Source organism: Pantoea pleuroti (genome assembly GCF_014156615.1).
GTDB lineage: Bacteria > Pseudomonadota > Gammaproteobacteria > Enterobacterales > Enterobacteriaceae > Pantoea > Pantoea agglomerans.
In genome coordinates, this window is the sequence record NZ_SBFD01000004.1 from 1 (window position 1) to 21074 (window position 21074).

The 21074-nt window shown below is 50.3% G+C and carries 28 protein-coding genes; 13 read left to right on the forward strand and 15 right to left on the reverse strand.

The genetic code is table 11. The features are described from left to right. Positions 1 to 126 precede the first annotated feature (126 nt). Both EPG66_RS10750 and EPG66_RS10755 read right to left on the reverse strand, forming a co-directional pair. Positions 127 to 684, reverse strand: coding sequence for a GNAT family N-acetyltransferase (locus EPG66_RS10750; RefSeq protein WP_182686750.1), 558 nt, complete (start codon positions 682 to 684; stop codon positions 127 to 129). A gap of 308 nt (positions 685 to 992) precedes the next feature. Continuing rightward, entirely contained in the window at positions 993 to 1925 is a 933-nt protein-coding gene (locus EPG66_RS10755; RefSeq protein ID WP_182686752.1) for a LysR family transcriptional regulator, read from the reverse strand. 92 nt (positions 1926 to 2017) lie between these two features. Between EPG66_RS10755 and EPG66_RS10760 the strand changes: the two genes are divergently transcribed. Continuing rightward, positions 2018 to 2494, forward strand: coding sequence for a GNAT family N-acetyltransferase (locus EPG66_RS10760; protein ID WP_182686754.1), 477 nt, complete (start codon positions 2018 to 2020; stop codon positions 2492 to 2494). 204 nt (positions 2495 to 2698) lie between these two features. Then, positions 2699 to 3295, forward strand: a complete 597-nt coding sequence (locus EPG66_RS10765) for a glutathione S-transferase family protein (RefSeq protein WP_010261183.1) — start codon at positions 2699 to 2701, stop codon at positions 3293 to 3295. A 160-nt stretch (positions 3296 to 3455) separates the two neighbouring features. Here the strand turns inward: EPG66_RS10765 and EPG66_RS10770 are convergent, their stop codons facing one another. Further along, positions 3456 to 3968, reverse strand: a complete 513-nt coding sequence (locus EPG66_RS10770) for a GNAT family N-acetyltransferase (RefSeq protein WP_182686756.1) — start codon at positions 3966 to 3968, stop codon at positions 3456 to 3458. 309 nt (positions 3969 to 4277) lie between these two features. Between EPG66_RS10770 and EPG66_RS10775 the strand changes: the two genes are divergently transcribed. After that, positions 4278 to 4520, forward strand: a complete 243-nt coding sequence (locus EPG66_RS10775; RefSeq protein WP_182686758.1) for a hypothetical protein — start codon at positions 4278 to 4280, stop codon at positions 4518 to 4520. Between the two features lie 97 nt (positions 4521 to 4617). Here the strand turns inward: EPG66_RS10775 and EPG66_RS10780 are convergent, their stop codons facing one another. From EPG66_RS10780 to EPG66_RS10785, 3 genes are all read right to left on the reverse strand, one after another. After that, positions 4618 to 5109, reverse strand: coding sequence for a GNAT family N-acetyltransferase (locus tag EPG66_RS10780; protein WP_182686760.1), 492 nt, complete (start codon positions 5107 to 5109; stop codon positions 4618 to 4620). 220 nt (positions 5110 to 5329) lie between these two features. Next, positions 5330 to 5491, reverse strand: coding sequence for a type II toxin-antitoxin system HicB family antitoxin (locus tag EPG66_RS23010; protein WP_343055155.1), 162 nt, complete (start codon positions 5489 to 5491; stop codon positions 5330 to 5332). After that, a complete protein-coding gene (locus EPG66_RS10785; protein ID WP_182686762.1) occupies positions 5455 to 5667 on the reverse strand; it encodes a hypothetical protein in 213 nt (70 codons plus the stop codon). The genes EPG66_RS23010 and EPG66_RS10785 overlap by 37 nt, the downstream gene beginning before the upstream one ends. A 178-nt stretch (positions 5668 to 5845) precedes the next feature. Here EPG66_RS10785 and EPG66_RS10790 point away from each other — a divergent pair, with 178 nt between their 5' ends. Together EPG66_RS10790 and EPG66_RS10795 are read left to right on the forward strand one after the other, a co-directional pair. Then, positions 5846 to 6592: an SDR family NAD(P)-dependent oxidoreductase gene (locus tag EPG66_RS10790; protein WP_182687134.1), complete on the forward strand. Its 747-nt coding sequence runs from the start codon at positions 5846 to 5848 to the stop codon at positions 6590 to 6592. Positions 6593 to 6797: 205 nt separating this feature from the next. Beyond that, positions 6798 to 7289 (forward strand): nuclear transport factor 2 family protein, encoded by a 492-nt coding sequence (locus EPG66_RS10795; RefSeq protein ID WP_182686764.1) that lies wholly within the window; start codon positions 6798 to 6800, stop codon positions 7287 to 7289. Here the strand turns inward: EPG66_RS10795 and EPG66_RS10800 are convergent. The 4 genes from EPG66_RS10800 to EPG66_RS10815 form a co-directional block, all read right to left on the reverse strand. After that, positions 7258 to 7794, reverse strand: a complete 537-nt coding sequence (locus tag EPG66_RS10800) for an EamA family transporter (protein WP_182686766.1) — start codon at positions 7792 to 7794, stop codon at positions 7258 to 7260. The two genes, EPG66_RS10795 and EPG66_RS10800, sit on opposite strands and share 32 nt — an antisense overlap. 464 nt (positions 7795 to 8258) lie before the next feature. After that, positions 8259 to 9242, reverse strand: a complete 984-nt coding sequence (locus EPG66_RS10805; protein ID WP_182686767.1) for a saccharopine dehydrogenase family protein — start codon at positions 9240 to 9242, stop codon at positions 8259 to 8261. After that, positions 9239 to 9643 (reverse strand): VOC family protein, encoded by a 405-nt coding sequence (locus tag EPG66_RS10810; RefSeq protein WP_182686769.1) that lies wholly within the window; start codon positions 9641 to 9643, stop codon positions 9239 to 9241. Before EPG66_RS10810 ends, EPG66_RS10805 begins: the two co-directional genes overlap by 4 nt. A 17-nt stretch (positions 9644 to 9660) precedes the next feature. Then, positions 9661 to 10404 carry an SDR family NAD(P)-dependent oxidoreductase gene (locus EPG66_RS10815; protein ID WP_182686771.1) on the reverse strand — a complete coding sequence of 248 codons (744 nt, stop codon included), beginning with the start codon at positions 10402 to 10404 and terminating at the stop codon, positions 9661 to 9663. A gap of 96 nt (positions 10405 to 10500) precedes the next feature. Here EPG66_RS10815 and EPG66_RS10820 point away from each other — a divergent pair, with 96 nt between their 5' ends. Beyond that, positions 10501 to 11451, forward strand: coding sequence for an AraC family transcriptional regulator (locus EPG66_RS10820; RefSeq protein WP_182686773.1), 951 nt, complete (start codon positions 10501 to 10503; stop codon positions 11449 to 11451). A gap of 139 nt (positions 11452 to 11590) precedes the next feature. On the opposite strand, the gene EPG66_RS10825 is transcribed toward EPG66_RS10820, so the two are convergent. Further along, positions 11591 to 11983, reverse strand: coding sequence for a VOC family protein (locus EPG66_RS10825; protein ID WP_182686775.1), 393 nt, complete (start codon positions 11981 to 11983; stop codon positions 11591 to 11593). 16 nt (positions 11984 to 11999) lie between these two features. After that, positions 12000 to 12599 carry a TetR/AcrR family transcriptional regulator gene (locus EPG66_RS10830; protein ID WP_182686777.1) on the reverse strand — a complete coding sequence of 200 codons (600 nt, stop codon included), beginning with the start codon at positions 12597 to 12599 and terminating at the stop codon, positions 12000 to 12002. A 138-nt stretch (positions 12600 to 12737) separates the two neighbouring features. On the opposite strand from EPG66_RS10830, the gene EPG66_RS10835 reads away from it, so the two are divergent. Further along, on the forward strand, positions 12738 to 13484 hold the full coding sequence (locus EPG66_RS10835; RefSeq protein ID WP_182686779.1) for an SDR family NAD(P)-dependent oxidoreductase: 747 nt from the start codon (positions 12738 to 12740) through the stop codon (positions 13482 to 13484). A gap of 183 nt (positions 13485 to 13667) precedes the next feature. Here EPG66_RS10835 and EPG66_RS10840 read toward each other — a convergent pair whose 3' ends face one another. Together EPG66_RS10840 and uraH are read right to left on the reverse strand one after the other, a co-directional pair. Then, complete coding sequence (locus EPG66_RS10840; RefSeq protein WP_010247306.1) at positions 13668 to 14159, reverse strand: GlcG/HbpS family heme-binding protein; 492 nt, start codon at positions 14157 to 14159, stop codon at positions 13668 to 13670. A gap of 5 nt (positions 14160 to 14164) precedes the next feature. After that, a complete protein-coding gene (gene uraH / locus EPG66_RS10845) occupies positions 14165 to 14575 on the reverse strand; it encodes a hydroxyisourate hydrolase (RefSeq protein ID WP_064702938.1) in 411 nt (136 codons plus the stop codon). 136 nt (positions 14576 to 14711) lie between these two features. Between uraH and hprR the strand changes: the two genes are divergently transcribed. Beyond that, on the forward strand, positions 14712 to 15392 hold the full coding sequence (gene hprR / locus EPG66_RS10850) for a response regulator transcription factor HprR (RefSeq protein WP_069026697.1): 681 nt from the start codon (positions 14712 to 14714) through the stop codon (positions 15390 to 15392). Next, complete coding sequence (locus tag EPG66_RS10855; RefSeq protein WP_182686781.1) at positions 15385 to 16743, forward strand: heavy metal sensor histidine kinase; 1359 nt, start codon at positions 15385 to 15387, stop codon at positions 16741 to 16743. Before hprR ends, EPG66_RS10855 begins: the two co-directional genes overlap by 8 nt. 260 nt (positions 16744 to 17003) lie before the next feature. On the opposite strand, the gene EPG66_RS10860 is transcribed toward EPG66_RS10855, so the two are convergent. Beyond that, positions 17004 to 17297, reverse strand: a complete 294-nt coding sequence (locus EPG66_RS10860) for a DUF1330 domain-containing protein (RefSeq protein ID WP_010670299.1) — start codon at positions 17295 to 17297, stop codon at positions 17004 to 17006. Positions 17298 to 17676: 379 nt separating this feature from the next. Between EPG66_RS10860 and EPG66_RS10865 the strand changes: the two genes are divergently transcribed. The 4 genes from EPG66_RS10865 to yfiB all read left to right on the forward strand — a co-directional run bounded on the left by EPG66_RS10865 (position 17677) and on the right by yfiB (position 20976). Next, positions 17677 to 18585, forward strand: coding sequence for a LysR family transcriptional regulator (locus EPG66_RS10865; protein WP_182686783.1), 909 nt, complete (start codon positions 17677 to 17679; stop codon positions 18583 to 18585). 144 nt (positions 18586 to 18729) lie between these two features. Continuing rightward, positions 18730 to 19290 carry a regulatory sequestration protein YfiR gene (yfiR, locus tag EPG66_RS10870; protein WP_083069568.1) on the forward strand — a complete coding sequence of 187 codons (561 nt, stop codon included), beginning with the start codon at positions 18730 to 18732 and terminating at the stop codon, positions 19288 to 19290. Between the two features lies 1 nt (position 19291). After that, positions 19292 to 20500 carry a diguanylate cyclase DgcN/YfiN gene (dgcN, locus tag EPG66_RS10875; protein WP_083069570.1) on the forward strand — a complete coding sequence of 403 codons (1209 nt, stop codon included), beginning with the start codon at positions 19292 to 19294 and terminating at the stop codon, positions 20498 to 20500. A gap of 2 nt (positions 20501 to 20502) precedes the next feature. Beyond that, on the forward strand, positions 20503 to 20976 hold the full coding sequence (gene yfiB / locus EPG66_RS10880) for an outer membrane lipoprotein YfiB (RefSeq protein ID WP_109651757.1): 474 nt from the start codon (positions 20503 to 20505) through the stop codon (positions 20974 to 20976). Positions 20977 to 21074 lie beyond the last annotated feature (98 nt).

A 21074-nucleotide genomic window follows, 5' to 3' on the forward strand; every position in this document is an offset into this window, starting at 1 on the left:
TGATCATATTTTCAACTTGTCCAGGAGAGCTTACAAAATGTCCGCTGCTGGCACAGAGCGGACCGTTATTGTTGAATATCCGCCTGTACTAAAGAGCGGACGTTGTAGCTTCAGGCCACGGTATGATCAGCGGCTGTATTGATAAATAAAGGTATCGTCAATCACTCCCGCGCTGTCCAGTCGATCAGAAGCTAATATGGCTTCTGGTTTGAACCCACATTTTAATGCAACAGACTGACTGCGTACGTTACGTCTGGCAGTACGAATTTCTATTCTTTTAGCGTTAAAAAAGTCCGAGGCTATTTTTGTAGCCAGCTTGCATGCTTCAGGCATTATGCCTTTGCCCATCGCATCCGTGGCTAGCCAGTAGCCGATCTCGAAATAAGGAATAGCTCGATTCCTTATGAATAAGCTTATACAACCTAGTAGCTCATCTGACCTACGATCAATAATTAAAAACTTATACTCTTCTTTATCATTCAGGAAATTATCTGCTGCATCCAGCATATTATCCCTGACTGAAGAAAACGAATGAAAGCCAGGAGACCAGAGCAGAAACTCATGGTGAAACGAACTAAATTCATTGAGTTTACGTTGCATTTCTTCTGAGCGACTCAGGTCTGGAGCCGTCAGATAAAAACGGTCGTGTTGCAATAAATAAGCAGGAATTTCATCAATATGCATCTTTACCGTTCCGTTTATACAGGCTTCTTAATTACTTAACACACACCGGCAAAAAATGCATCCGGTTTATTTAGCTCAGGCCCTTGAAAAAATGGATTACGCAATGCCCAATGGGAGCAATACACAGCTAAAAGTATTACTGAAAACGTTTAATCTAACGGGTGGTAACAAGGTCCGCTTCTGGCACGGAGCAGACATCTACGATCGGCAAAGTTCGCTGTTAACAAAGAGTGGAAGTTCAGACTTTGTAATCTGCAAGTACTTCCACTCAAAAAAATAAGGCACCTTACAATTTCGGTTTTTCGCATTCATTGCTCTGAGTTAACCTCTTTCGCCAGTTGTTGCAATACCGATTTCAGCCAGTTAGTCGCATCTCGTTTACCGCTCCGTATATGCGAATAAACCTTCACTTCAAAGGAGGGTATCTCGAACGGCAGCGCAAAAATCTTGATATTCATTGCCGGGAGCAGTTTCTCTGCGGCGAGACGGGGAATAGCCATCAGCAGGTCGCTTTCCGCAACAATAAACGGCCCACTAAGCATGGACGGTGTTTTGATCGCTATCTGCCGTATATAACCCATCTGCTCAAGCTGTAGATCCAGAACACCTCGCTTCTCATTCCATGGTGTCACAACCAGGTGCCGGGCGGCGAGATAATCTTCCAGCGTAAGCTGTGTTCGGTTTTGGTTGCTGATGACGACATATTCATCTTCGAACCAGGTAATTTCTTCCAGTTCAGGATGTCGGGTCTCATCTGGTGTGCTGAATCCAAGAGCCAGATCTACTTCGCCAGCCAGCAGTTCCGTGAGCGCCGGACTATGTGGCAAATAAAGTAATTCAAAGTGCAAACCAGGAGCTTCCTGCTGCAATTTATGCATCAGGGCAGGGAAAATACAAAAAGCGGTAAAATCTGTTATCGCAATCAGAAAACGCGCCGTACTCGTGGAGGCTTCAAACTTCGGCTGCGGAGTCAGCTCCTTGTTGAGGTAGTTCAGCGCTGAAGCGATAGAAGGCGCGAGCTGAGCGGCATACACGCTGGGGCTCATACTGTGTCCTTCCCGGAAAAATAATGGGTCATTGAGCGTGATGCGTAGCCGTGAAAGCGCATGGCTCATCGCCGATGTGCTCATCGCCAGTTCATCCGCAGCCAAACGAACGGAACGGTGGCGATAAATCGCGTCAAAAATTGGCAGAAGGTTTAAATCAATACGCCTTAGGACTGAATGCATAATATTCATCATTTGCTGATTTCATTGCACTTAATTCCTCTAACAATAACCCTTATGCTTAGTACCCTCAATATCGATACAACCAAGAAATCACGGGAAAATTAATGAGCATCACGATCCGCCCAGCCTGCCCGGAAGACGCAACGGCAATTTACGATATGATCTATGAGCTGGCTATGTATGAAAAGGCGCCAGAAGAAGTAGTCACCACACCAGACGAGATCCGTGAAACACTGTTTAGCGCAGGCAATAAAACCGAAGCGTTGATCTGTGAGAGTGAAGATAAAACCATAGGTTATGCCGTTTTCTTCACCAGTTATTCCACGTGGCTTGGACGTAACGGTATTTACATGGAGGATTTATACATTACCCCTGATCATCGTGGAAAAGGTGCGGGAAAGGCGCTGTTGAAAAATATCGCGCAATCCGCAGTCAAACGAAATTGCGGCCGACTTGAATGGAGTGTGCTTGACTGGAACCAGCCAGCGATTGATTTTTACCTTAGTATTGGCGCGTTGCCACAATCTGAATGGGTACGCTATCGTCTCGATGGTGAGGCACTGCTGAAATTTGCTGAATAAAAATCGCTATTTTTTTGACGAAATCGCGCTGGCACGGGATTTATCTTTTGCTCGCTGACTGGTGAAAAATCATTTTCAATGTCCGCTTCTGGCACAAAGCGGACTAAATGCAGGCCAAGATTCGGTATGAGCGAGGAGCAGAAATTTTGACATGAGCTACCCACTTGCCTTATAAAATTGTTTTCACAACAAAGGGATATTGAAATGAAGATCTATACTTACCCCAAAAGCCGATCATTAAGAGTACTCTGGGCTCTTGAAGAAATGGGAGTGAATTACGAGTCTATCAGAGTCGATCTTTTGAACCCTGCTTCTGAGGTTAAATCACCCCATCCATTGGGAAAAGTTCCTTTTTTGACCGATGGTGAAGTGTCAATCAGTGAAACCTTAGCGATCTGTATTTACCTGTGTGAACAACATAAAAACATCTCTATTTATCCCGCAACTGCTGAAGAAAAATCCTCCGTTAATTCGTGGTTAAGCTTCACGCTATCCGATCTGGAAGCCCCCGTCTGGAGTCTGCTCAAACATGTTGTCTTCACTCCCGAAAATCAACGTTCCCCAGATTTAATGAATTACCTCAGTAAGGAAGCAGATAAAGTTATCTCTCAGATTAGGTTTAACCCAACTCAAACATGGATTGCGAGTAACAACTTTACACTGGCCGATATTTTTCTTTCTCATACGTTGTTATGGGCAAAACTGTGCGGATTGGAAATCACCGAAGAGCTTGATAGCTACATATCAAGAGCAACGAGTCGCCCCGCTTTCTTAAAGGCTCAGGAAATAAATAATCGCTAATCAGGTTTTGTCATCTCTTAAGGATGCATTGATGTCCGCTTCTGGCACACAGCGGACTTTTACTGCAGGCTTAGGTCCGTTATGAGCGAAAAGCGGACCTTTCTGTTATGACAGCTGAGGGTATTCCAAAACATTGAAGATAACGCCCCCTCGACGAAACTCAGATAGACATTCCCATTACCTTCAGCGTGCTCTGTTGTGAAGCTGTTCTGAGTACTGTGTCTTTGATATGCAGCATCCCCTGTTTTTCATAGAATCGGTAAGCCCGCTCGTTCTGCTCAAGCACTTCTAACCACAGATAATTTTTCCCGCGACTTTGCGCAAGCACTATGAATTTTTCAAACATTATCTTTCCGTAGTTTTTACCCGTCTCAGTGGGGTTTAGATACAGTTTGTTAAGCAAGACACCTGAAATAGAGGTCTCTGGGATTTGACTTTCCCATGTAACTTTTGCAAAGCCGATAGGGTAGTGTGCTTCTGCAAGATACCAGGATGTACTGGGATCTTGCAGACTATTTTCAAGCGTAGAATATGAGTACTCAGCATCCAAAAATACGTTCATTTCGGATTCTGAAATCCACATGTGACTGAAATGAGAGCGATAGATGTTGTAGCCGAGTTCATTCAATAGTACTAAATCCTCAAAAGCCGCTTCCCGTATGTTTAATGTCATGAGTTAAAAACCTTATTCAATGTCTGATTTCAAAATACCTAAACTCCGGTAGCATTTCCCGAATGTGTGGGACCTGTATGTTTTATTTTACATAAAAGTGCATGTGTTACTTCCGCTTTTGGTACGCAACAGACCTGCGCTCTGGAAGGTCCGCTTTGAGCGAATTGCGGACCTTTCACTTATGACATGTATCTAATACCTTGAACATAACTTTCCAGTACCGAACCTCGTTAGAAAGGCTCCACTGTACAAAATCAGGCTGGTTTAGATATGTTATTCCCTACTGCAACCCTATTAACGGAGTACACCATGCCGGAGTTCTGCTTTTTTAAAAAGGGTAAGCATATCGCCGCCCTGGAAAGAACTGACGCGGAAAAATCCGCTCAACTGGCCAATGACGGCTGGGAAAAGCAATTTGAAGAGGTTCGCGCTGCCGATGCTGAAAGTGCCCTCGCCAGGCTAGCGGACATGCGGAAAGAGGAAGTCACGACGGAGCGAGCTTTCGTAACGGGTTCCGTATTCAGCAGTCTCCTAACGGCCATTCTCAAGTAACGACCAGCTGGCAGCGTTATATGACTCTGCCAGCCCCTCACTTTTAACATACATAAGAGTTCGGCCACGCATCAGAGTTACGCAGCCTGAATGGCCTTCATGATTGTGAATTCTGCATAGCAAACGTCACTAAACTCTGATGATCCAGACGGAAGTACTGTTTTTCTTCGAGCTGGGACGCCCCAAGAGACAAGTAAAACTCGGCTGCTTTCGGGTTGGTGGTTTCAGCCGTCCAGTCAAATCTCGTGCAGCCATGTTCAACTGCAAACGCCGCTATAAATCCCATAAGCGATTTACCTACACCCTGGCCTCTCACAGATGCTGATGCGAAGAGATCTTTCATATACGCCTGGCCGGAGCATTTGGGAGCCGGAAACATCAATGTGAATGTGGCAAATCCGACGAGAGTCCCGTTTTTCCATGCTCCGAGCACGGTCACGCCCGAATAAACAGAGAAAACTTTGTGAGTCAGGTAAGAGAACATTTCATCATAGCTGGCAGCCTCATTGCCAAAGTAATACGACTCCATTTCGACAAAAACTCTCGCCAGTTCCGGAATGTCCGAAGCCTCACATATAGTAATTTTCATACGCTTCCCTTAAATTTTATAATCTGCCACCTACTCGATTTTAACATTTGAGTTCTAAAGCACATCCATCGAAATTTTATGAGGCGACAACGTCCGCTTCTGGCACACAGCGGACTATCAAATAAACTTTTGCGCTGTTCAACAAACACATCACATCAACCATCAACTAATACATTCTACTTCTTAACTTCTTCAACCCCAGCCGCTCCAACTCCCTCCATCAACGCGCTTTCAACCAGTTCCCAAGCCTCATCCCCGCCTCTTTCGCTGCAACTTTAAACTGCGCTTTCAGCTCAGGTGCTATGCGGATCTGAAATGTCGGAGATTGACCGGATTTGGACTGTTTTACGTCACGCTTGACCGTTGTCTTGTATGGACCCACATGATTATCGTTGAAAAGTCAGGTGTTTGGATACTTGGCGGCTTGATATTCAGCGCCCGCTTCAGGTCAGCAATCCTGACAGCGTCATAGCCATGTTCATGAAGGTGTGCCTGTGCAATTGCGACTAAAGCTTCGCGATCAAATGCAGACCGTCGCAGCCTGTCATCTTGATTCATCTTGCCACCTGAATCCATTTATGTAGTAACCACTAAAATAATAAACATGAAATGATGTATTTATCTTATTGATATAAAAGATTTTGTTAAATAAAGGTTAAATTTTAACTTGTAATATTTTACTTTTAACTGTAGTGATCACTATATGTTTAACCCACAGCAATCAGGAGAATATACAGTGACTCACTCTTTTCAGAACAAAATCGCGGTTGTGACCGGCGCATCATCTGGCATTGGTCTTGGGATCGCACAGGAATTAGCAGCACTCGGTGCAACTGTGATCATTACCGGGCGGGACAAGAATAAACTTGAATCTGCACTAAGTACTCTTGGACCGGATGCGAGTCAGTTTCAGGTGGATGTATCCAGCCTCTCCGAACTGGATAATTTTTATAAGCAAATATTGTCCCGGTTTGGTCGCATTGACATTCTGATAGCAAATGCCGGCATGGGCGAATTTGAACCCCTCGGGCAGATTACCCCGGAGAAGTTCGATCGTCAGTTCACAACGAACGTAAGGGGTATCACGTTTACCGTTCAGAAAGCCTTACCACTTATGAAACCAGGCAGCAGCATTATTATCACGGGCTCAACGGCATCCATTAATCCCGGTCAGGGCCTCAGTGTTTATGGAGGCACCAAGGCTGCTTTACGTGCAATGGTACGCAGCTGGATTCTGGACATAAAAGGTGCTGGCGTTCGCATCAATATTCTCAGCCCCGGACCGGTGGATACTCAATCCTTACACGATTTCCTTCCCGACCCCGTTGACGCCATCCTGCAGTCTTTGCGTGACCGCAGTCCGATTGGTCGCATCGGCCAGACAGACGAAATAGCAAAAGCTGTTGTCTTCCTCGCCAGTGATGATGCCAGTTATATCAACGGCGCGGAAATTTTTGCCGATGGCGGCGCATCTCAGATCTGACTGTTGTTACTGGAGAAGGAATATTTTTGCGCAACATGACAGTCCTCCCTTCTGCGGGAACCGCTCCTGCTGCCACGATTTGGTCTGGCACAGATGCTTCCGGCAGTGGACCTGTTGCGCTGATTTTCAACGGCAATATTTAACGTGGTTCGCCTGGTTTGTGCGTGGCGGAGCCATTTCAACCCTGACCTGAAGAGTTCAAATTATGATTAACTCTGTTCGCGCAGAACATGAACAACATTATTTCGATGAGCTAGAAATTCAGCGGTTACTCGCTACCTATGCTCACAACCTGGATGACGGGAAATTTGCTGAGAATGCCGGGTTGTTTAAACATGCTGAATTTATTGTTCTCAGTGATACGGCTCATGGTAGTGAAGAGGTTGAGCAGTTTCTTAACCGTGGCGTTCAGCGCCATAAGGACGGAACTCCCCGGACGAGGCATAACATTTCTAATGTGCTGATAGATGTTTCACCTTCCGGTAATTCAGCCACCTGCGTCAGCTATTTCACCGTGCATCAGGAACTGGAGGGGTTTCCTTTGCAGCCAATATGCACAGGCAGGTATTACGACAGTTTTGAAAAACACGACGGTCAGTGGCGGTTTACATCGCGCAACGTGGTTCCCCGGTTGATGGGTGCACTTCAGTTTCATGTGGGCACGCCTATCGACAGTTCGCAGACTGAGAGAGCGTAGTAGACTTCACTTTTTTATACCCGTCAGCCATCAGTGCCAGAACGGCAAGCCATATCGGGACATACGTTAACAGTGATGACAGAGTCAGTTTTTCTCCCGGCAGAAAAAGTGATACCAGAAATAACAATAGGGGTTCGACATAAGACAGCATGCCAAACAGCGTAAACGAGAGACTGCTGCTGGCAAGCAGAAAGCAGAGTAGGGCAGTACTGCTCAGTAATCCCAGTCCTGTAATAGTGCCCCATCCGCCGGCCGGTCCGGCCGGTAACCATTCATTTTCGCTTCCCTGATAAACCAGAACAGCAATTGCTGGTACCACAAGGAATAAGTTTTCTGCAATAACGCTAAAGAAAGCGTTATTTTTAAGCTGACGTTTAATAATGAAATAGGGCGGATATCCCAGCATAACCACGAGGGCCACAAGAGGAAGTGAACGGACCACTATCACTTCAGCCGTTACGCCGAAGGCCGCAAGCAGCACGGCAATTTTCTGCCATCCTGACATCGTTTCGCCGTACAAGACCCTGCCGGTTATTACCATGATCAGAGGAAGCAGAAAGTAGCCGAGTGCCAGTGTCGGCTTTGCCCGTTAACGGGAGCCCAGCAGAAAATGATTATTTGCAGGCCAAGAAGCGCGGCGCAGACACACGTTGCAGCGAGCAGGCGCATACTTTTTACCACTGACAATAAATAGTGCCGGAAAGGCCTGAGCTTTTTGCGAAAAACCAGCGCCAGCATCAGCAACAATGCGGTGGTTACTGCACGCCATCCGGCTATCTGCCATCCGTTCAACGGATACAAAAAAACACTGTAATAACAGAGTACAGAAAACAGTACTGACGACAATAATGACAGCGTGATGCCCTTACATGCAGACATATTCCCCCGGCCGTGTATCAAAATCAAAGCAGTGACGTAATGCGGGGCACCGGCCAGCTCATTGCTGAACGGTGCAGCTTATTAACAGAGTCAGGAGAGCTGGAGCCACGTACCCGGAATACTCAGCGCAAACTCACTACCAAAAACGATCGCGGGCGTCTGAAAACCGGGGAAACTGTCACCGATCACGACACGCCTTGCAGCCTCTGTGGCCGCAAGTGGCGTATAGGAATATCCGTTAACCGTTCCGATCACAGCCCGGTGGATCTTCCCGTCAGCCCCGGTAACTTCAGCAACAGCGCGTGCGCGATTTGCATCGCGTTCATCCTGCCCGGGCCCTTCAGGAAGCAGGGACAAATCGCCCTGCGGAAAGGCATTTCCTGTTACATGCACAAACATCTCAATATCCGGAATACCGGTTGTATGCCATGCCGTCACCAGGTCGCCAAAGGAAAGTGGCGCACAGGCAACAGGCCCGTCACCAAAATCAAACCAGCCGGGCTGCGTATCCTCTTTCGTCATCAGAATACCGTTAGCTCGTTCCAGCAGGCCGGCTGAGATTATTTCGCCTGCGCTGACGGCAGAACCCCGGGACATCGTTCCGGCCACCTGTAATGCTATACGCAACCGTCGTGGTTCCTGTACATGCCGTGCAAGGCGAACGGCTAGGCAGTCGGTTGGCACCACGTCCCAGCCCACGCCGGGCAGCAGCATACTCCCGGCCCGCGCCGCGCTTTCTCCCAGTGACTCAGCCAGCCGGTAAACGTTAATTTCCGCTGTGATATCAAGGTAATGAATACCCTGGTCTATACAGGCTTTCATCAGCGGTTCTGCCGTAGCGGCAAACGGCCCGGCGCAGTTCAGCACAACGCTGACGCCTGCCAGCTGCTGCGCAGTTTCAGCAGCGTCCGCCAGGCCGAATACCCGCATACTGACGTCAAGTTCACCGGCGAGTGCGGCCAGCCGCTGCCTGTTTCTGCCAGCAATAATAATATTCAGTCCGGCACTTTTAGCCTGCGCGGCGGTCATGCGTCCCGTGTAACCGGTGGCGCCATAAATCAGTAATGTTTTCATGGTTGCGGGTGCTGCCATTCTTTGTAAACGAATTCCAGGCTGTAGCCATCGGGGTCGAGCACGCCGGCGGCGTAGTAGCGGGGATCGTAGTGAAGTCGGGCACCGGGTGCACCATTGTCAGACGCGCCAGCACGGAGGGCTGAAGCATAGGCTTCATTCACCATTGTCTGGTTACGGGCGACAAACCCGACATGTACAGCAGCTGGCGCAACAACTCCTTCGCGTAGCCAGAAAAAGATCCGGCCTTGGGCACCGAACCCTTTCAAATCCGGGTGGCCGGGCGGGCCCTCTTTTCCGTCATAATCATGACGAACAGTGATGCCGAGAGGGGCAAGGGCCTGTGTATAGAAACGGACAGAACGGTCTGTATCGCTGACCGTTAAAAACAGATGATCGAGCATAAAACCTCCGGAAGGATTCAGATTTGGTAGCCGCCGGCAACCTCGATAGATTGTGCGTTAATCCAGACGCTGTCATCAGAGACCAGGCCTGCGATAACCCGGCCGACATCATCCGGCTCCCCCACGCGTTCCAGCGCGGTCTGTGAGGCGAGCAGCGCCTCAAATTCATCATTCAGTCCTCCGCCAAGCGACGTACGGATTGCGCCCGGAGAGACTGCGTTTGCCCGGATGCGCCGCGGCCCGAACTCTTTGGCCATATAGCGGGTCAGCACTTCAAGGCCGCCTTTAAAGGCAGCGTAGGGCGCAACGCCTGCCGTAGCCACGCGCGTGGTGGCGCTGGTAACGTTGATGATGTGTCCTCCATCACAAATCAGAGGCAGCAGCTTTTGGGTCAGGAAAAAAGGGCCCTTCAGGTGTACGGCAAAAAGAGTGTCAAACTCACTCTCCGTCACCGTTTCAATCGGGTTGAAGAGCCCAAACCCGGCGTTGTTGACCAGTACGTCAATCTGCTCATGTCCCCAGGTAACGCTGATTAAGTTCAGTAAAGCGTCGCGGAAAGTGCCGAAGGTTTCGGTGCGAGCCACATCCAGATGCAGCGCAACGGCACGGCCGCCTGACGCTTCAATCTCCTTCACAACCCTCAGGGCAGATTCAGGGTGGCTGTTATAAGTCACAATCACCCCCATCCCTTTAGCCGCGCACTGCTGTGCCACGCTGGCGCCGATCCCGCCACTGCCGCCGGTAATCAGTACAATTTTCATGCTTTCATCCTTTCTGTCTGCGAAAGGAAAAAGGATAAAATTTTCCGGACAGCTCAGCCTCTGCGTTCCTGCTCGATTCTTGCCTTTTTCTGCTTTATGCTCGCTTTAATCATCATACTGAGGAGGCTGACTTTGACACTGGAACCGCTGCTTGAAGAGTTGCGTCTTCTGGCCGCTCATGCCCGAAACTGGCGAACCGAAACCGGTATCCCCCGTGTGGCAATGGTGCAGGGTGACGTTCCCGCGCATGCACTGGCTGCGGTCTATGAGCCGATGGTTAATCTCATACTGCGGGGAAGTAAATCCATGACGGTAGGTGACCGGGTATTCAACTACAATCCTGCTTCTTACTTTGTCATGTCAGTAGATCTGCCAGCCGTAGGCGAAGTCCACCCTGAGGCCACCGGTGCTCCTTATCTCGCGGTCAGTCTGACCCTGACACCGGAGCGGATTGCGACGCTGCTGGCTGATTTACCTCCCGTGAAGGCTGATCCGCAGTCGGGTGCTTTTTCCGTTGCTGCCGTCACGCCCGAACTGCTGGATGCCTGGGTAAGAATGCTTCGCCTGATGAAAAGCCCTGAAGATATCCCTGCTCTCGCACCGGTGTATGAACGTGAAATCCTTTATCATGTTCTGAAAGGCCCACATGGCTGGATGCTGAGGGATGTTGCGTCACCGGGAACCATGCTGGCTCGGATAGGTAATGCGATTCGCTGGATAAGACATAATTTTGCTAATGAATTTGTGGTTGAATCACTGGCCGGACAGGAAGCCATGAGCGTATCGGCCTTTCATCGTCATTTTAAGTCCGTGACAAACATGAGTCCGGTCCAGTATCAGAAGCGCGTCCGTCTTCTTCATGCCAGAACCAAATTACTGGCGCGTCAGCAGAGCGTCACGTCTGTTGCCATGGAGGTGGGTTATCGCAGCGTGCCCCAGTTTAATCGTGAGTACGCCCGTTTCTTTGGCCGCTCTCCTTTGAAAGACGCTGCAAGTCTCCGAAACGACGCTGATGATGCAGAAAGCGCTCAGGAGCATCATGTTTGATAGGGCAGTCAATTTTACTGCCACAGCGAAGCAATCACTCACCTCACGATATATCACTCCGTGGGTAGCCGCCAGGCAACCCAACAGGCGGTAACTCAGACGTGATTCAATTTCGCAAAATGATGGCTGGCACTTTTACTCATCCTTTCTGACAGACGACTTCGATGTTATTACCGTCAGGATCTAATATATAAGCCGCGTAGTAGTCGGAATGATAATGGTCGCGAATTCCCGGCGCGCCATTGTCTCTACCGCCTGCCTGCAGAGCGGCACGCCAGAATTCGTCGACTATGGCCCGTTCACTGGCAGAAAAAGCCAGATGTGTTGAAGCGCCTGTTAGGTCTTTATCATGAAGCCAGAGCCTCGGGTATCCCTCCGGGCCCAACCCGTACCGTGCACCACCTGTTAAAGTCCGCTCCGGAGGCACAGAAATAATCAGGCTGAACCCCAGCGGAGCGAGGGCTGCTTCATAGAATTTGAGCGATACCAGAGCATTTTTTACAGCAATTTCAATATGGTCGATAACAGACATAACTTTTACCTCCTGCTTAAACATTTTTTGGCGTCAGGAGAGCACTGAATGACTGTCCGGCCAGCTGAGCCACGGCAGTTAACCTGGCTTTTGACAGTCCCGTTACTGCGGCTGCAGAAAAGCCCCGCAGCGTTGTCACGACATAGTCAGAAAGCTCGCGGTCCCGTGCAGGTTCATACTGCCGGATATAACTTCTGATGAACTGAATTCCTGCCTCACCATAGCGGCTTGCCAGCTCCCGGGCCTGCGGATCATCGGCACGCATACCTTCAGCCACAAGACAGCCTCGCTGGACTGGGGATCGGGCGTATAAACGTGCAGCCGTCATAAAAAGATCTGCAACCGCCTCATCCAGCGGCCTGCCCGGAGTCAGAATTTTGTCAGCCGGCAGGTTTCCTTCTGTAACATAGAGACCCAGGCAGCGTTCAAACAGCCCTGCTTTACTACCGTAAGCGGCGTAAAGGCTGGGAGGATTTATATTCAGCGTCTTTGTCAGTTCCGTGATACCTACAGCATCATAACCACGCTGATGAAACAGCGCTTTAGCCGTCTGCACGCCGGATTCTCTGTCAAATACTCGCCTGGGTGCTTTTATTGTTTTTCCGGTATCACTCATGGGTTTTTTTTCCGTTGCATCAGAAGTGTTTCTGACTACCATCTTAAAACTTTTTTGTAGTGATCGCTACAAGAAGTTAGTGACAGTCTGTTTAGGGTTGAATATAGTGACCACTACAATAACCCACATGGTGCAATTATGAATCAGTCATTTAAGAGAAAGATCGCCGTTATCACTGGTGGCGGAAGCGGCATTGGTCTGGCTATAGCGAAAAGTATGAGCGATGAAGGCGCAGATGTCATTATCACTGGCCGGAATGCAGAAACCCTTCAGGAGGCGGTAAAGGCTCTGGGGAAAAATGTAAAAGGTATTGTTGCTGACGTCAGCAGCAAGGTTAGTCTTGATGCGCTTTATGAACAGGTTAAAGCGGAATCCGGCCACATTGATATTCTTGTCGCTAATGCCGGCGGAGGGGTCCATGCGCCGCTTGGTGAAATCACTGAAAAACAGATCCACGACCAGTTTGCCACAAATGTTAAAGGCGTTGTGCTGACTGTTCAGCAGGCTTTGCCCCTGCTTGGAAAGGGTTCAAGCGTGATTATCATTGGTTCGACGGCATCATCAGACCCGGGACCAACCATGAGTATTTATGGTGCGACCAAAGCCGCGGTCAGAAACATGATGAGAAGCTGGATTGCAGAGCTGCACGGCTCGGGTATACGCATAAACATTGTCAGCCCGGGTCCTGTGAATACAGCGTCGCTCAGAGCCGCATTTGGCGATAATGCCGAAGAGGGGATCGCCTTCCTCACCGCTAAAAGTCCGCTGGGGCGTATCGGAGAGCCGGAAGAAATAGCTTCTGTTGTTTCATTCTTGGCAAGTGATGCCTCAAGTTATGTGAATGGTATAGAGCTGTTCGCTGACGGAGGCGCCTCTCAAACCTGACAGATGATAGGTACGTTCATTTAATACAAAATTACTCTCGCTCACCCGTTTGTGGTGGCCCAGAACGCAGATGTCCGCTTCTGGCACAAAGCAGCCGTTCTGGCGGCGACTTATTTAAACAACACGGGGAACAGCTTTTTCCCCGTGTCTGGCAGGAATATACCCGCCGCGCGTTCATCATAATTACGGTTGTTTGCTGTTACCCAGCACTTTGTTAATCGCTTCGGTCCCACATTGATCGTCGGATTCCGCGCCGCCGGTGCCCGCCATGCCGATAGCGCCGATCCACTGGCCGCGATATTGCACCGGTACGCCGCCGCCAAGCAGCAATAGCTCATTAACCGTATTCAGGTTGACGCTTTCCGGTGAGGATTGCGCCTTTATGGTCAGTTGTCTGGTCGGCGTTTTGGTGGAGAGCGCAGTAAACGCTTTACGCCATGCCGCCTGAGTGTTGTGCGGCCCCACGTTGTCATCACGCATCAGCGTGACCAGATTTCCACCCCGATCCACCACGGCGACTACGCCCTGACGATTCATGTTATGGCAGGCTGACAAGGCCTCCGTTGCCAGTTGATTACTCAGCGCCTGCGTCATGTCATAGACGGAGGCTGGCTCAGCAGCGAGCGCCACGGCAGGTCCGGTTGTCAGCATCAATGCCAGCAGTAAACGTTTCATTTATTTCAGCTCCCGCGATAGGTGGAATATCCGTACTGGCTCAGCAGCAATGGAATGTGATAGGTAGTAGTGGTATTGGTGATATGGAACTCCACCGGGATTTCGGGGAAGAAACTCTGCTGTTGGTGTGCCGCAAAATAGTGACCGGTTTTAAAAATCACCCGATAGTCTCCTGCCTCAAAGGGCTTTGCTGGCCAAAGGGCATCAATCCGACCCTGCTGGTTAGTATTGGCGGTATTCAGTACTTTCCAGCTTTCCCCCTGTTTCTGCTCAAGCATCACCTCAACCTCTGAGGCCGGCAGCCCGGTTTGCTGGTTCAGTACGTGAACACTCAGCGGATTTTTACTGGCCGCGAAGGTGACCGCGGGAACGGCAAGCAGCGTGGCGAGGGTCAGGGCAGTGAGGCTCTTTTTCATTTTTTAATACTCCGGTGTTAATCACCCCGCTGTTATACCTGTGCGGTTGTTCATTCTGCCTGTCAGAAAGATGACCATATTGTCATCTGGCGCTGAAACGCTGGGGCGGTCATAAATTTCATGGCAAACTGCGCCGATGAAACTATTACTGATTGAAGATAACCAGAAGGCGAGCGCCTGGGTGCGTAAAGGGCTGGAAGAAGCGGGCTATATCGTGGATTACGCCGCAGACGGACGGGATGGCCTGCATCTGGGGCTGTCCCATCCCTACAGCCTGGTGATACTGGATATTATGCTGCCGGGAATGGATGGGTGGCAGGTGCTGAAAACCCTGCGTACCGCCAGTCAGATTCCGGTGATTTGCCTGACAGCCAGAGACTCGGTGGATGATCGGGTGAAAGGGCTGGAACTGGGGGCCAATGATTACCTGGTTAAGCCGTTCTCTTTTGCAGAGTTGCTGGCTCGGGTAAGGAATCAGCTCCGGCAGCAGCAGCCGCACAGTAGCGTCCTGCGGGTAGGCGATCTGGTGCTGGACTCAGCGCGCTTTCAGGTTGTGCGTGACGGTGTCACTCTGACGCTGACGCGCAAAGAGTTCATGTTGTTATGGCTGCTCGCCAGCCGTCACGGTGAGATTCTGCCCCGGACGCTGCTGGCCAGCGAAATCTGGGGTGTTAATTTCGATAGTGAAACCAATATCGTTGATGTTGCTATCCGCCGTCTGCGCCGTAAAGTCGACGATCCCTTTCCTCAAAAGCTCATCACTACGGTAAGGGGCATGGGATATTGCCTGTCAGAAAAAGGAGGCGAGGGTGACTAGCCCTTCTCTGACGCTGCGGCTGACGGCGATTTTTACGCTGATCATGGCGATGGCCTGTGGCGGCATCAGCCTGATTCTGTATAAAGCGTTACGCAGCGAACTGGTCTGGCGGGACGATCAAACGCTGATTAATCGGGCGGCGCAGTTAAGACAACTGCTTGAAGATGGTGCCCATCCCAGCTCGCTGCCGCTCTACTTCAACCGGATGGTCGATATCCATCAGGACATTCTCAGCATCCGCTCGCAGCATGAGCAAAATGTCAGTATTAATCATACCGGGATAACGTTGCCTGCGATCTCACCCACGCCGGTCAGCACGCCACCCAGTGAGAAACAGCTGCACCGCTGGATCAATGCGGATAAGACGGAAGCGTCGGCGTTAAGCCTGCAGGCAAACTCCTCGCTCGGGCCGGTAACCATTACGCTTGCCCGGGTCGCGCGGGAGCGGGCATTGATGCTGGAGCGTTATCGCCAGCAAAGCATTCTGGTTTCACTGGCGGCCATTTTGCTGTGCGCCGCTGTCAGTCCGCTGTTGATTCGCAGAGGGCTAAGGGCGATCGGCCGGTTAAGTAAGATCGTGGCAGAAACGGCCAGTGACCGGTTAAATCAGCCCGTGCCGCTTCAGGCTATCCCGCAGGAGCTGCTACCGATTGGCAATGCGCTTAACGCTATGCGTCAGCGCTTATCCACGGACTTTATCCGTCTGACCCAGTTTGCCGACGATCTGGCGCACGAAATCCGCACGCCCATTAATGTGTTACTGGGCCAGAATCAGGTCGCGCTGGGTCATGAACGCTCAGCCGCTGAATATCAGACGCTGCTCGAAGGCAACATTGAAGAGCTGGAGAGTCTGTCGCGTCTGACTGAAAACATTCTCTTCCTGGCTCGCGCCACGCACCACAATATCAGACTCAATAAACAGGACTTCCTGCTGCAGGACGCGCTGGAAGCGCTGATCGACTTCCTGGAACCGGTTGCGGAAGAGCAGGAGAAGGTCATTGAGCTGAGCGCCGCAGGCCGCCTCACCGCGGATAAAATGCTGTTCCAGCGTGCGATGAGTAATCTGTTGATCAACGCCATTCGTTACTCACCAGAAAAAGGCACGATTCAGGTCAGTACCTGTCATCACGCTGACTACGTTGAGATTGAGGTGTCGAACGCGGGCGAAGCGCTGGTGGATCCTGAAAAATTATTTGAACGCTTCTGGCGGGGCGATAACGTCCGTCATACGGCGGGAAGCGGGCTGGGACTGTCGCTGGTGCGCGCAATCGCCGCTTTACATGGCGGAAGTGCTTATTACCGGCATGAGAACGGGCACACTATCTTTGGCCTGCGCCTGCCCCGAAAGTGAGCGCCTGTACGAAAACCTTATAGGTGCTTTGATGAAAGCAGAGGGGGATGAAAGCGATCTGCGGAAGTCATTAAGTCAGAAACAGCTACCCCCCTTGCCTGTTGCACGCTACCTTACCGGCGCGGTGGTCAGGTAGCGTCAATTGTCAGAATATCCCTCGTCGCTTTCTCCGGTAAATCCCGGCACCACTGAGCATACTGGTGAAATCCTGCGGGACCCATGTTCGCTGGAGTCTGCATCGGCACATGACGGTGAACCGTTTAAAGGCTGGCCCCTTCAACCAGCACAAACGTCCCGTGCGCAGCCCCTGCACGCAACAGCCTGGCAGCCTGATACGCAGGGCTTTCATAAAAACCTTTGGCTTCGGCAAAAGATTCAAACTCAAACACCACATGCCGTTCATGCGCCTCGCCCTCCAGATTTTCATACTGCCCTGACCAGGCAACGATCTTCGGATTAAACGCCTGCATGGCTTCGCCTGCAGCTCTGGCATAGTCAGCGTATGCGACAGGGTCCGATACGGTCACGTGAGCGATTAAATAACCTTTGTTCATTTCTCTTTTCCTTCCTGACAGGGGGTAAAATCCAGCGTAAGGCAGCGCGACTGGCGTGCACCAAACCCGGAATGGGGGTTAAGCTTTCAACTCTTCCTTCGGGTCAACGCATTGAGTGGTGAGTAACCACCTTTTCACTGAGTGCTTCCCGGTACTCTGAGCCATGTTTGCCGCGGAATCGGCAGTGATCTGAACCAGTGCTTATGTACATTAACCTGCATGGCAGTTCGCAACGGCGTTAAGCCTTCATAGAGACGATTCCCCTTCATAACGTTCAGATCGCGTTCTGCGATATCCGCGGTGTGAAAGCAGTCTATTACCCATTAATATGGTGATAAATAACGTAAGAATTAACGCACTGTTACTCCTAAGGGGAACAATGAAAAACCTTGAGGCGCTGATTATTTTTGCACGCGTGGCGGAAATGAAGAGTTTTACTCAGGCAGCTGAAAGCCTGGGTATTCAGAAAGGACGCGCCTCATTAGTGGTGCGCGAACTCGAAAGGGAGACAGGGGCGACGCTTCTGCATCGCACCACGCGAACAGTGCAATTAACGGAAGATGGACGGGCTTTTTATGCACGCGCACGCGATCTGCTATCGGAAGCCGAAGAGTTACAGTCCATGTTCTCTCACGAGGGGATGTCACTGCGGGGAAGAATACGCGTTGATATGCCAGCCGTGCTGGCACAATGCGTGGTGATCCCTGCGCTGCCGCAGTTGCTGGAGGCACACCCTGAACTGGAGATCGAGCTTTCAAGTACCGATCGGCACGTTGATTTAGTGCATGAAGGGTTTGATTGTGTCATCCGTCTGGGGCCAATCGTTGATGACACGCTTATTGCTCGCCCGCTGGGGCAGCTGCGCATGATCAATGCCGCCAGTCCGGGCTATCTGGCGCGCTTCGGAGTACCGCAGACGATTGATGATCTGCTCAGTCAGGGACACCAGATGGTTCATTACCTGCGGAGCTTTGGTTCGAAGCCAGATGGCTGGGAGTATCCGGCGGATGACGGCTATCAATTGCTGATGTTACCCGGTGCCATAAGGGTCAACAGCGTACCGGCCTATCATGAGGCGGGCCTGGCCGGGCTGGGCCTGATCCAGGGCGGTTACTCCACACTGGCACCCTATATTGAGCGCGGTGCGCTGGTTGAAGTTCTACCCGATCTGCGTCCTGAGCCGCTCAGTGCCTCTTTTGTTGTCGCACACCGACGAAATCTGTCGCGGCGTGTCAGAGCCTTTATGCACTGGACAGAAGAAATTCTTAAACCTTATTTTGACAGATAGCACAGTGATTCTTACGCCAGATAAAAATACAACAACAGGGTATGTGGCGAACCAAACCAGAAGTACAAATTTAATCAGCGCTATGCTAATATTTCCACGCTTATTAAAGCGTCCTGCCATGCGTAAAATTTTTGGGAACGCAGTATGATCGATAAATATCAAATTCATCATGAAGTCGATGTGCTGCTTTTCATACGCCACATCTGCAAACTCGTTTATACGGGACTTATTTTGCTGCTGCTTATTCCTCATATTGCCAGTGCCGAAATAAAAGATGACAAAGCCAATGATATCGTCAGTGGTATTATCAGCTTCACCCAATGGACCGGCTTAAAACAACCGCCTCAATTATGTATTTTTTCTTCAGCCCGGCATCTCTCCTTGCCGGACACAGCCTCCTCTGCGGCAGCCACATTTACCGTTGTTTATCTTGCCAGCGCAGGCGAGCTGCCGTCGCACAGATGCGACGCCGTCTATTTCGGCGATCAGACGTCACAACAGCAGGTGGACCTGATTCAGCAGTTTAAGGGCAGAGCCGTCCTTACCCTCGCGGAGAACAATGCGGATTGCACGCGGGGCGCCGCGTTTTGCCTGATTTTTCATCCGGGCCATACGCTTTTTTCCGTTAACCTTGATTCGCTTGCCAGAAGCGGTGTCAGGGTAAGTCCGGACGTGCTTTTGCTGTCCCGCGAGAGAAGCGAATAAAATGAAATTCGATAAATTAAAAAATGAAAAATCATCGATACGCAATAAACTGCGAAAAATAAGCACCATCAACGCTGCGGTGATATTACTGTTGTGCTGGCTGTTGCTCTCCTCCACGTCGCTGCTATTTATTAAAAATTACGAGAAGCGAAACCTTGAATTAATCGGCGCAACCCTCAGCACCACGCTGACCGCTGCGACCGTTTTTTCCGACAGTTACGATGCGCACAATAAAATTGCCCGGCTCGGCAATGAAGGGATGTATGCGTCTGCGAAACTGGTCACTAAAGATCAAATTGTTCTGGTCAACTGGCATGCTCAGCAGGAGCAGACGGGCTGGTATTCGCGGTTATTGCGTGAGTGGATTTATCTTAAACCGCTTAACGTCAGTATCATTCACTCTGACGTTGCTGTCGGTACATTAACGCTGGAAGGCACCGTGACCGGCGCGGTGAGTTTCATTCGATACTCCTTCATGATTCTGACCAGCGGTATGCTATGTGTACTGATTATCTCCCTTTTGCTGAGTGAATTTCTGCATCGGGGTATGCTCGCTACGCTGCGCAACATTACCAGTTCGATTCACTATGTGATTCATTCCGGTGATTTTTCCTTGCGTATACCAGAGAGCACGACGAGTGAGTTTCAGCTATTTTCAGATGACCTGAATTCGTTGCTGAGGGAAATGCAATCGCTGAAGGCTTCGCTTATGCGGGATAATCGCTCGCTGGCAGCCAAAGCGCTGGAGGACCCGTTAACCGGTCTTGCAAACCGCAGCGCCTTTGCTGCTCACCTTTCCCGGCTTCTCGACCAGCAATATGCTGAGGAGCGTTTTGCCTTACTCTTTCTTGATGGCGATCGCTTTAAAAGTATCAATGATAACTGGGGCCATGCGGCCGGGGATGAGGTACTAAAAGCGATAGCGGCGCGCCTGTTATCACTGGCATCTGAACAGGATTTAGTCGCCCGGTTAGGTGGGGATGAATTTGCCATGCTGGTGAGCAGTCAGGTCAGTGAGGAGCAATTACAACAACTCATGCAGGACATCCATGACCTCATCATGGAAAAAATCATTCTTGCAGAAGGTACGCCGATAAATACCTCGGTTACCATTGGCTACGCCTGGTCACAACACGGCGATACGGTTGAGTCTATTCTCGAACGCGCCGACATGAATATGTACAAAAATAAGCGAACAAATAAGGCTTAAAGATGAAAAAGAATATTTCCCTGATGCTGCTTATTTTGGCGCTGGTTGGTTGTCAGTCTAAAGAACGTTTTAGTGAGGCGCAGATCGCAGCGATGAAGCGTGCGGGATTCACTCAAAATAGGGAAGGCTGGGGATTAGGCTTATCAGACAAGATCCTGTTTGGTGTAAACGAATCAGAGCTTACACCCTCCAGCAAAAGTAACATTCAGGGGATGGCAAAAAACCTGGCGTCGACCGGTATTAAGCATGTGCGAATTGACGGGCACACCGATAATTACGGCAAACCAGATTATAACCAACAGTTATCGCTAAAAAGAGCTAACGCAGTCGCGGCACAGTGGGCGGAAGGGGCTGCTATACCGCGCGAAAATATTATCACACGTGGATTAGGCATGAGTGCACCGGTTACCAGTAACAATAGTGCACAGGGACGCGCGCAAAATCGGCGTGTGGCAATTGTGATTACTGCGCCGTGATAATGAGTTAACAGTGGGCAGTGCTGCGCGTTCAGGCCGGCATGACTCCATGTCCTGCCTGGCGGCTTTATCCTGTTACCGATGATGCGTGAAAAGCC

Bases quoted from the DNA above. Each gene is read 5' to 3' on its own strand.
- EPG66_RS10830 (WP_182686777.1), bottom strand. From the start codon at position 12,599: ATGAGTGATACCGGAAAAACAATAAAAGCACCCAGGCGAGTATTTGAC.
- dgcN (WP_083069570.1), top strand. From the start codon at position 19,292: ATGAAATTCGATAAATTAAAAAATGAAAAATCATCGATACGCAATAAA.
- EPG66_RS10825 (WP_182686775.1), bottom strand. From the start codon at position 11,983: ATGTCTGTTATCGACCATATTGAAATTGCTGTAAAAAATGCTCTGGTA.
- uraH (WP_064702938.1), bottom strand. From the start codon at position 14,575: ATGAAAAAGAGCCTCACTGCCCTGACCCTCGCCACGCTGCTTGCCGTT.
- EPG66_RS10770 (WP_182686756.1), bottom strand. From the start codon at position 3,968: ATGACATTAAACATACGGGAAGCGGCTTTTGAGGATTTAGTACTATTG.
- EPG66_RS10865 (WP_182686783.1), top strand. From the start codon at position 17,677: ATGAAAAACCTTGAGGCGCTGATTATTTTTGCACGCGTGGCGGAAATG.
- EPG66_RS10795 (WP_182686764.1), top strand. From the start codon at position 6,798: ATGATTAACTCTGTTCGCGCAGAACATGAACAACATTATTTCGATGAG.
- EPG66_RS10780 (WP_182686760.1), bottom strand. From the start codon at position 5,109: ATGAAAATTACTATATGTGAGGCTTCGGACATTCCGGAACTGGCGAGA.
- EPG66_RS10835 (WP_182686779.1), top strand. From the start codon at position 12,738: ATGAATCAGTCATTTAAGAGAAAGATCGCCGTTATCACTGGTGGCGGA.
- yfiR (WP_083069568.1), top strand. From the start codon at position 18,730: ATGATCGATAAATATCAAATTCATCATGAAGTCGATGTGCTGCTTTTC.
- hprR (WP_069026697.1), top strand. From the start codon at position 14,712: ATGAAACTATTACTGATTGAAGATAACCAGAAGGCGAGCGCCTGGGTG.
- EPG66_RS10760 (WP_182686754.1), top strand. From the start codon at position 2,018: ATGAGCATCACGATCCGCCCAGCCTGCCCGGAAGACGCAACGGCAATT.
- EPG66_RS10800 (WP_182686766.1), bottom strand. From the start codon at position 7,794: ATGTCAGGATGGCAGAAAATTGCCGTGCTGCTTGCGGCCTTCGGCGTA.
- EPG66_RS10765 (WP_010261183.1), top strand. From the start codon at position 2,699: ATGAAGATCTATACTTACCCCAAAAGCCGATCATTAAGAGTACTCTGG.
- EPG66_RS10860 (WP_010670299.1), bottom strand. From the start codon at position 17,297: ATGAACAAAGGTTATTTAATCGCTCACGTGACCGTATCGGACCCTGTC.
- EPG66_RS10785 (WP_182686762.1), bottom strand. From the start codon at position 5,667: ATGAATCAAGATGACAGGCTGCGACGGTCTGCATTTGATCGCGAAGCT.
- EPG66_RS10840 (WP_010247306.1), bottom strand. From the start codon at position 14,159: ATGAAACGTTTACTGCTGGCATTGATGCTGACAACCGGACCTGCCGTG.
- EPG66_RS10775 (WP_182686758.1), top strand. From the start codon at position 4,278: ATGCCGGAGTTCTGCTTTTTTAAAAAGGGTAAGCATATCGCCGCCCTG.
- yfiB (WP_109651757.1), top strand. From the start codon at position 20,503: ATGAAAAAGAATATTTCCCTGATGCTGCTTATTTTGGCGCTGGTTGGT.
- EPG66_RS10810 (WP_182686769.1), bottom strand. From the start codon at position 9,643: ATGCTCGATCATCTGTTTTTAACGGTCAGCGATACAGACCGTTCTGTC.
- EPG66_RS10750 (WP_182686750.1), bottom strand. From the start codon at position 684: ATGCATATTGATGAAATTCCTGCTTATTTATTGCAACACGACCGTTTT.
- EPG66_RS10815 (WP_182686771.1), bottom strand. From the start codon at position 10,404: ATGAAAATTGTACTGATTACCGGCGGCAGTGGCGGGATCGGCGCCAGC.
- EPG66_RS10755 (WP_182686752.1), bottom strand. From the start codon at position 1,925: ATGATGAATATTATGCATTCAGTCCTAAGGCGTATTGATTTAAACCTT.
- EPG66_RS10820 (WP_182686773.1), top strand. From the start codon at position 10,501: ATGCTCGCTTTAATCATCATACTGAGGAGGCTGACTTTGACACTGGAA.
- EPG66_RS10805 (WP_182686767.1), bottom strand. From the start codon at position 9,242: ATGAAAACATTACTGATTTATGGCGCCACCGGTTACACGGGACGCATG.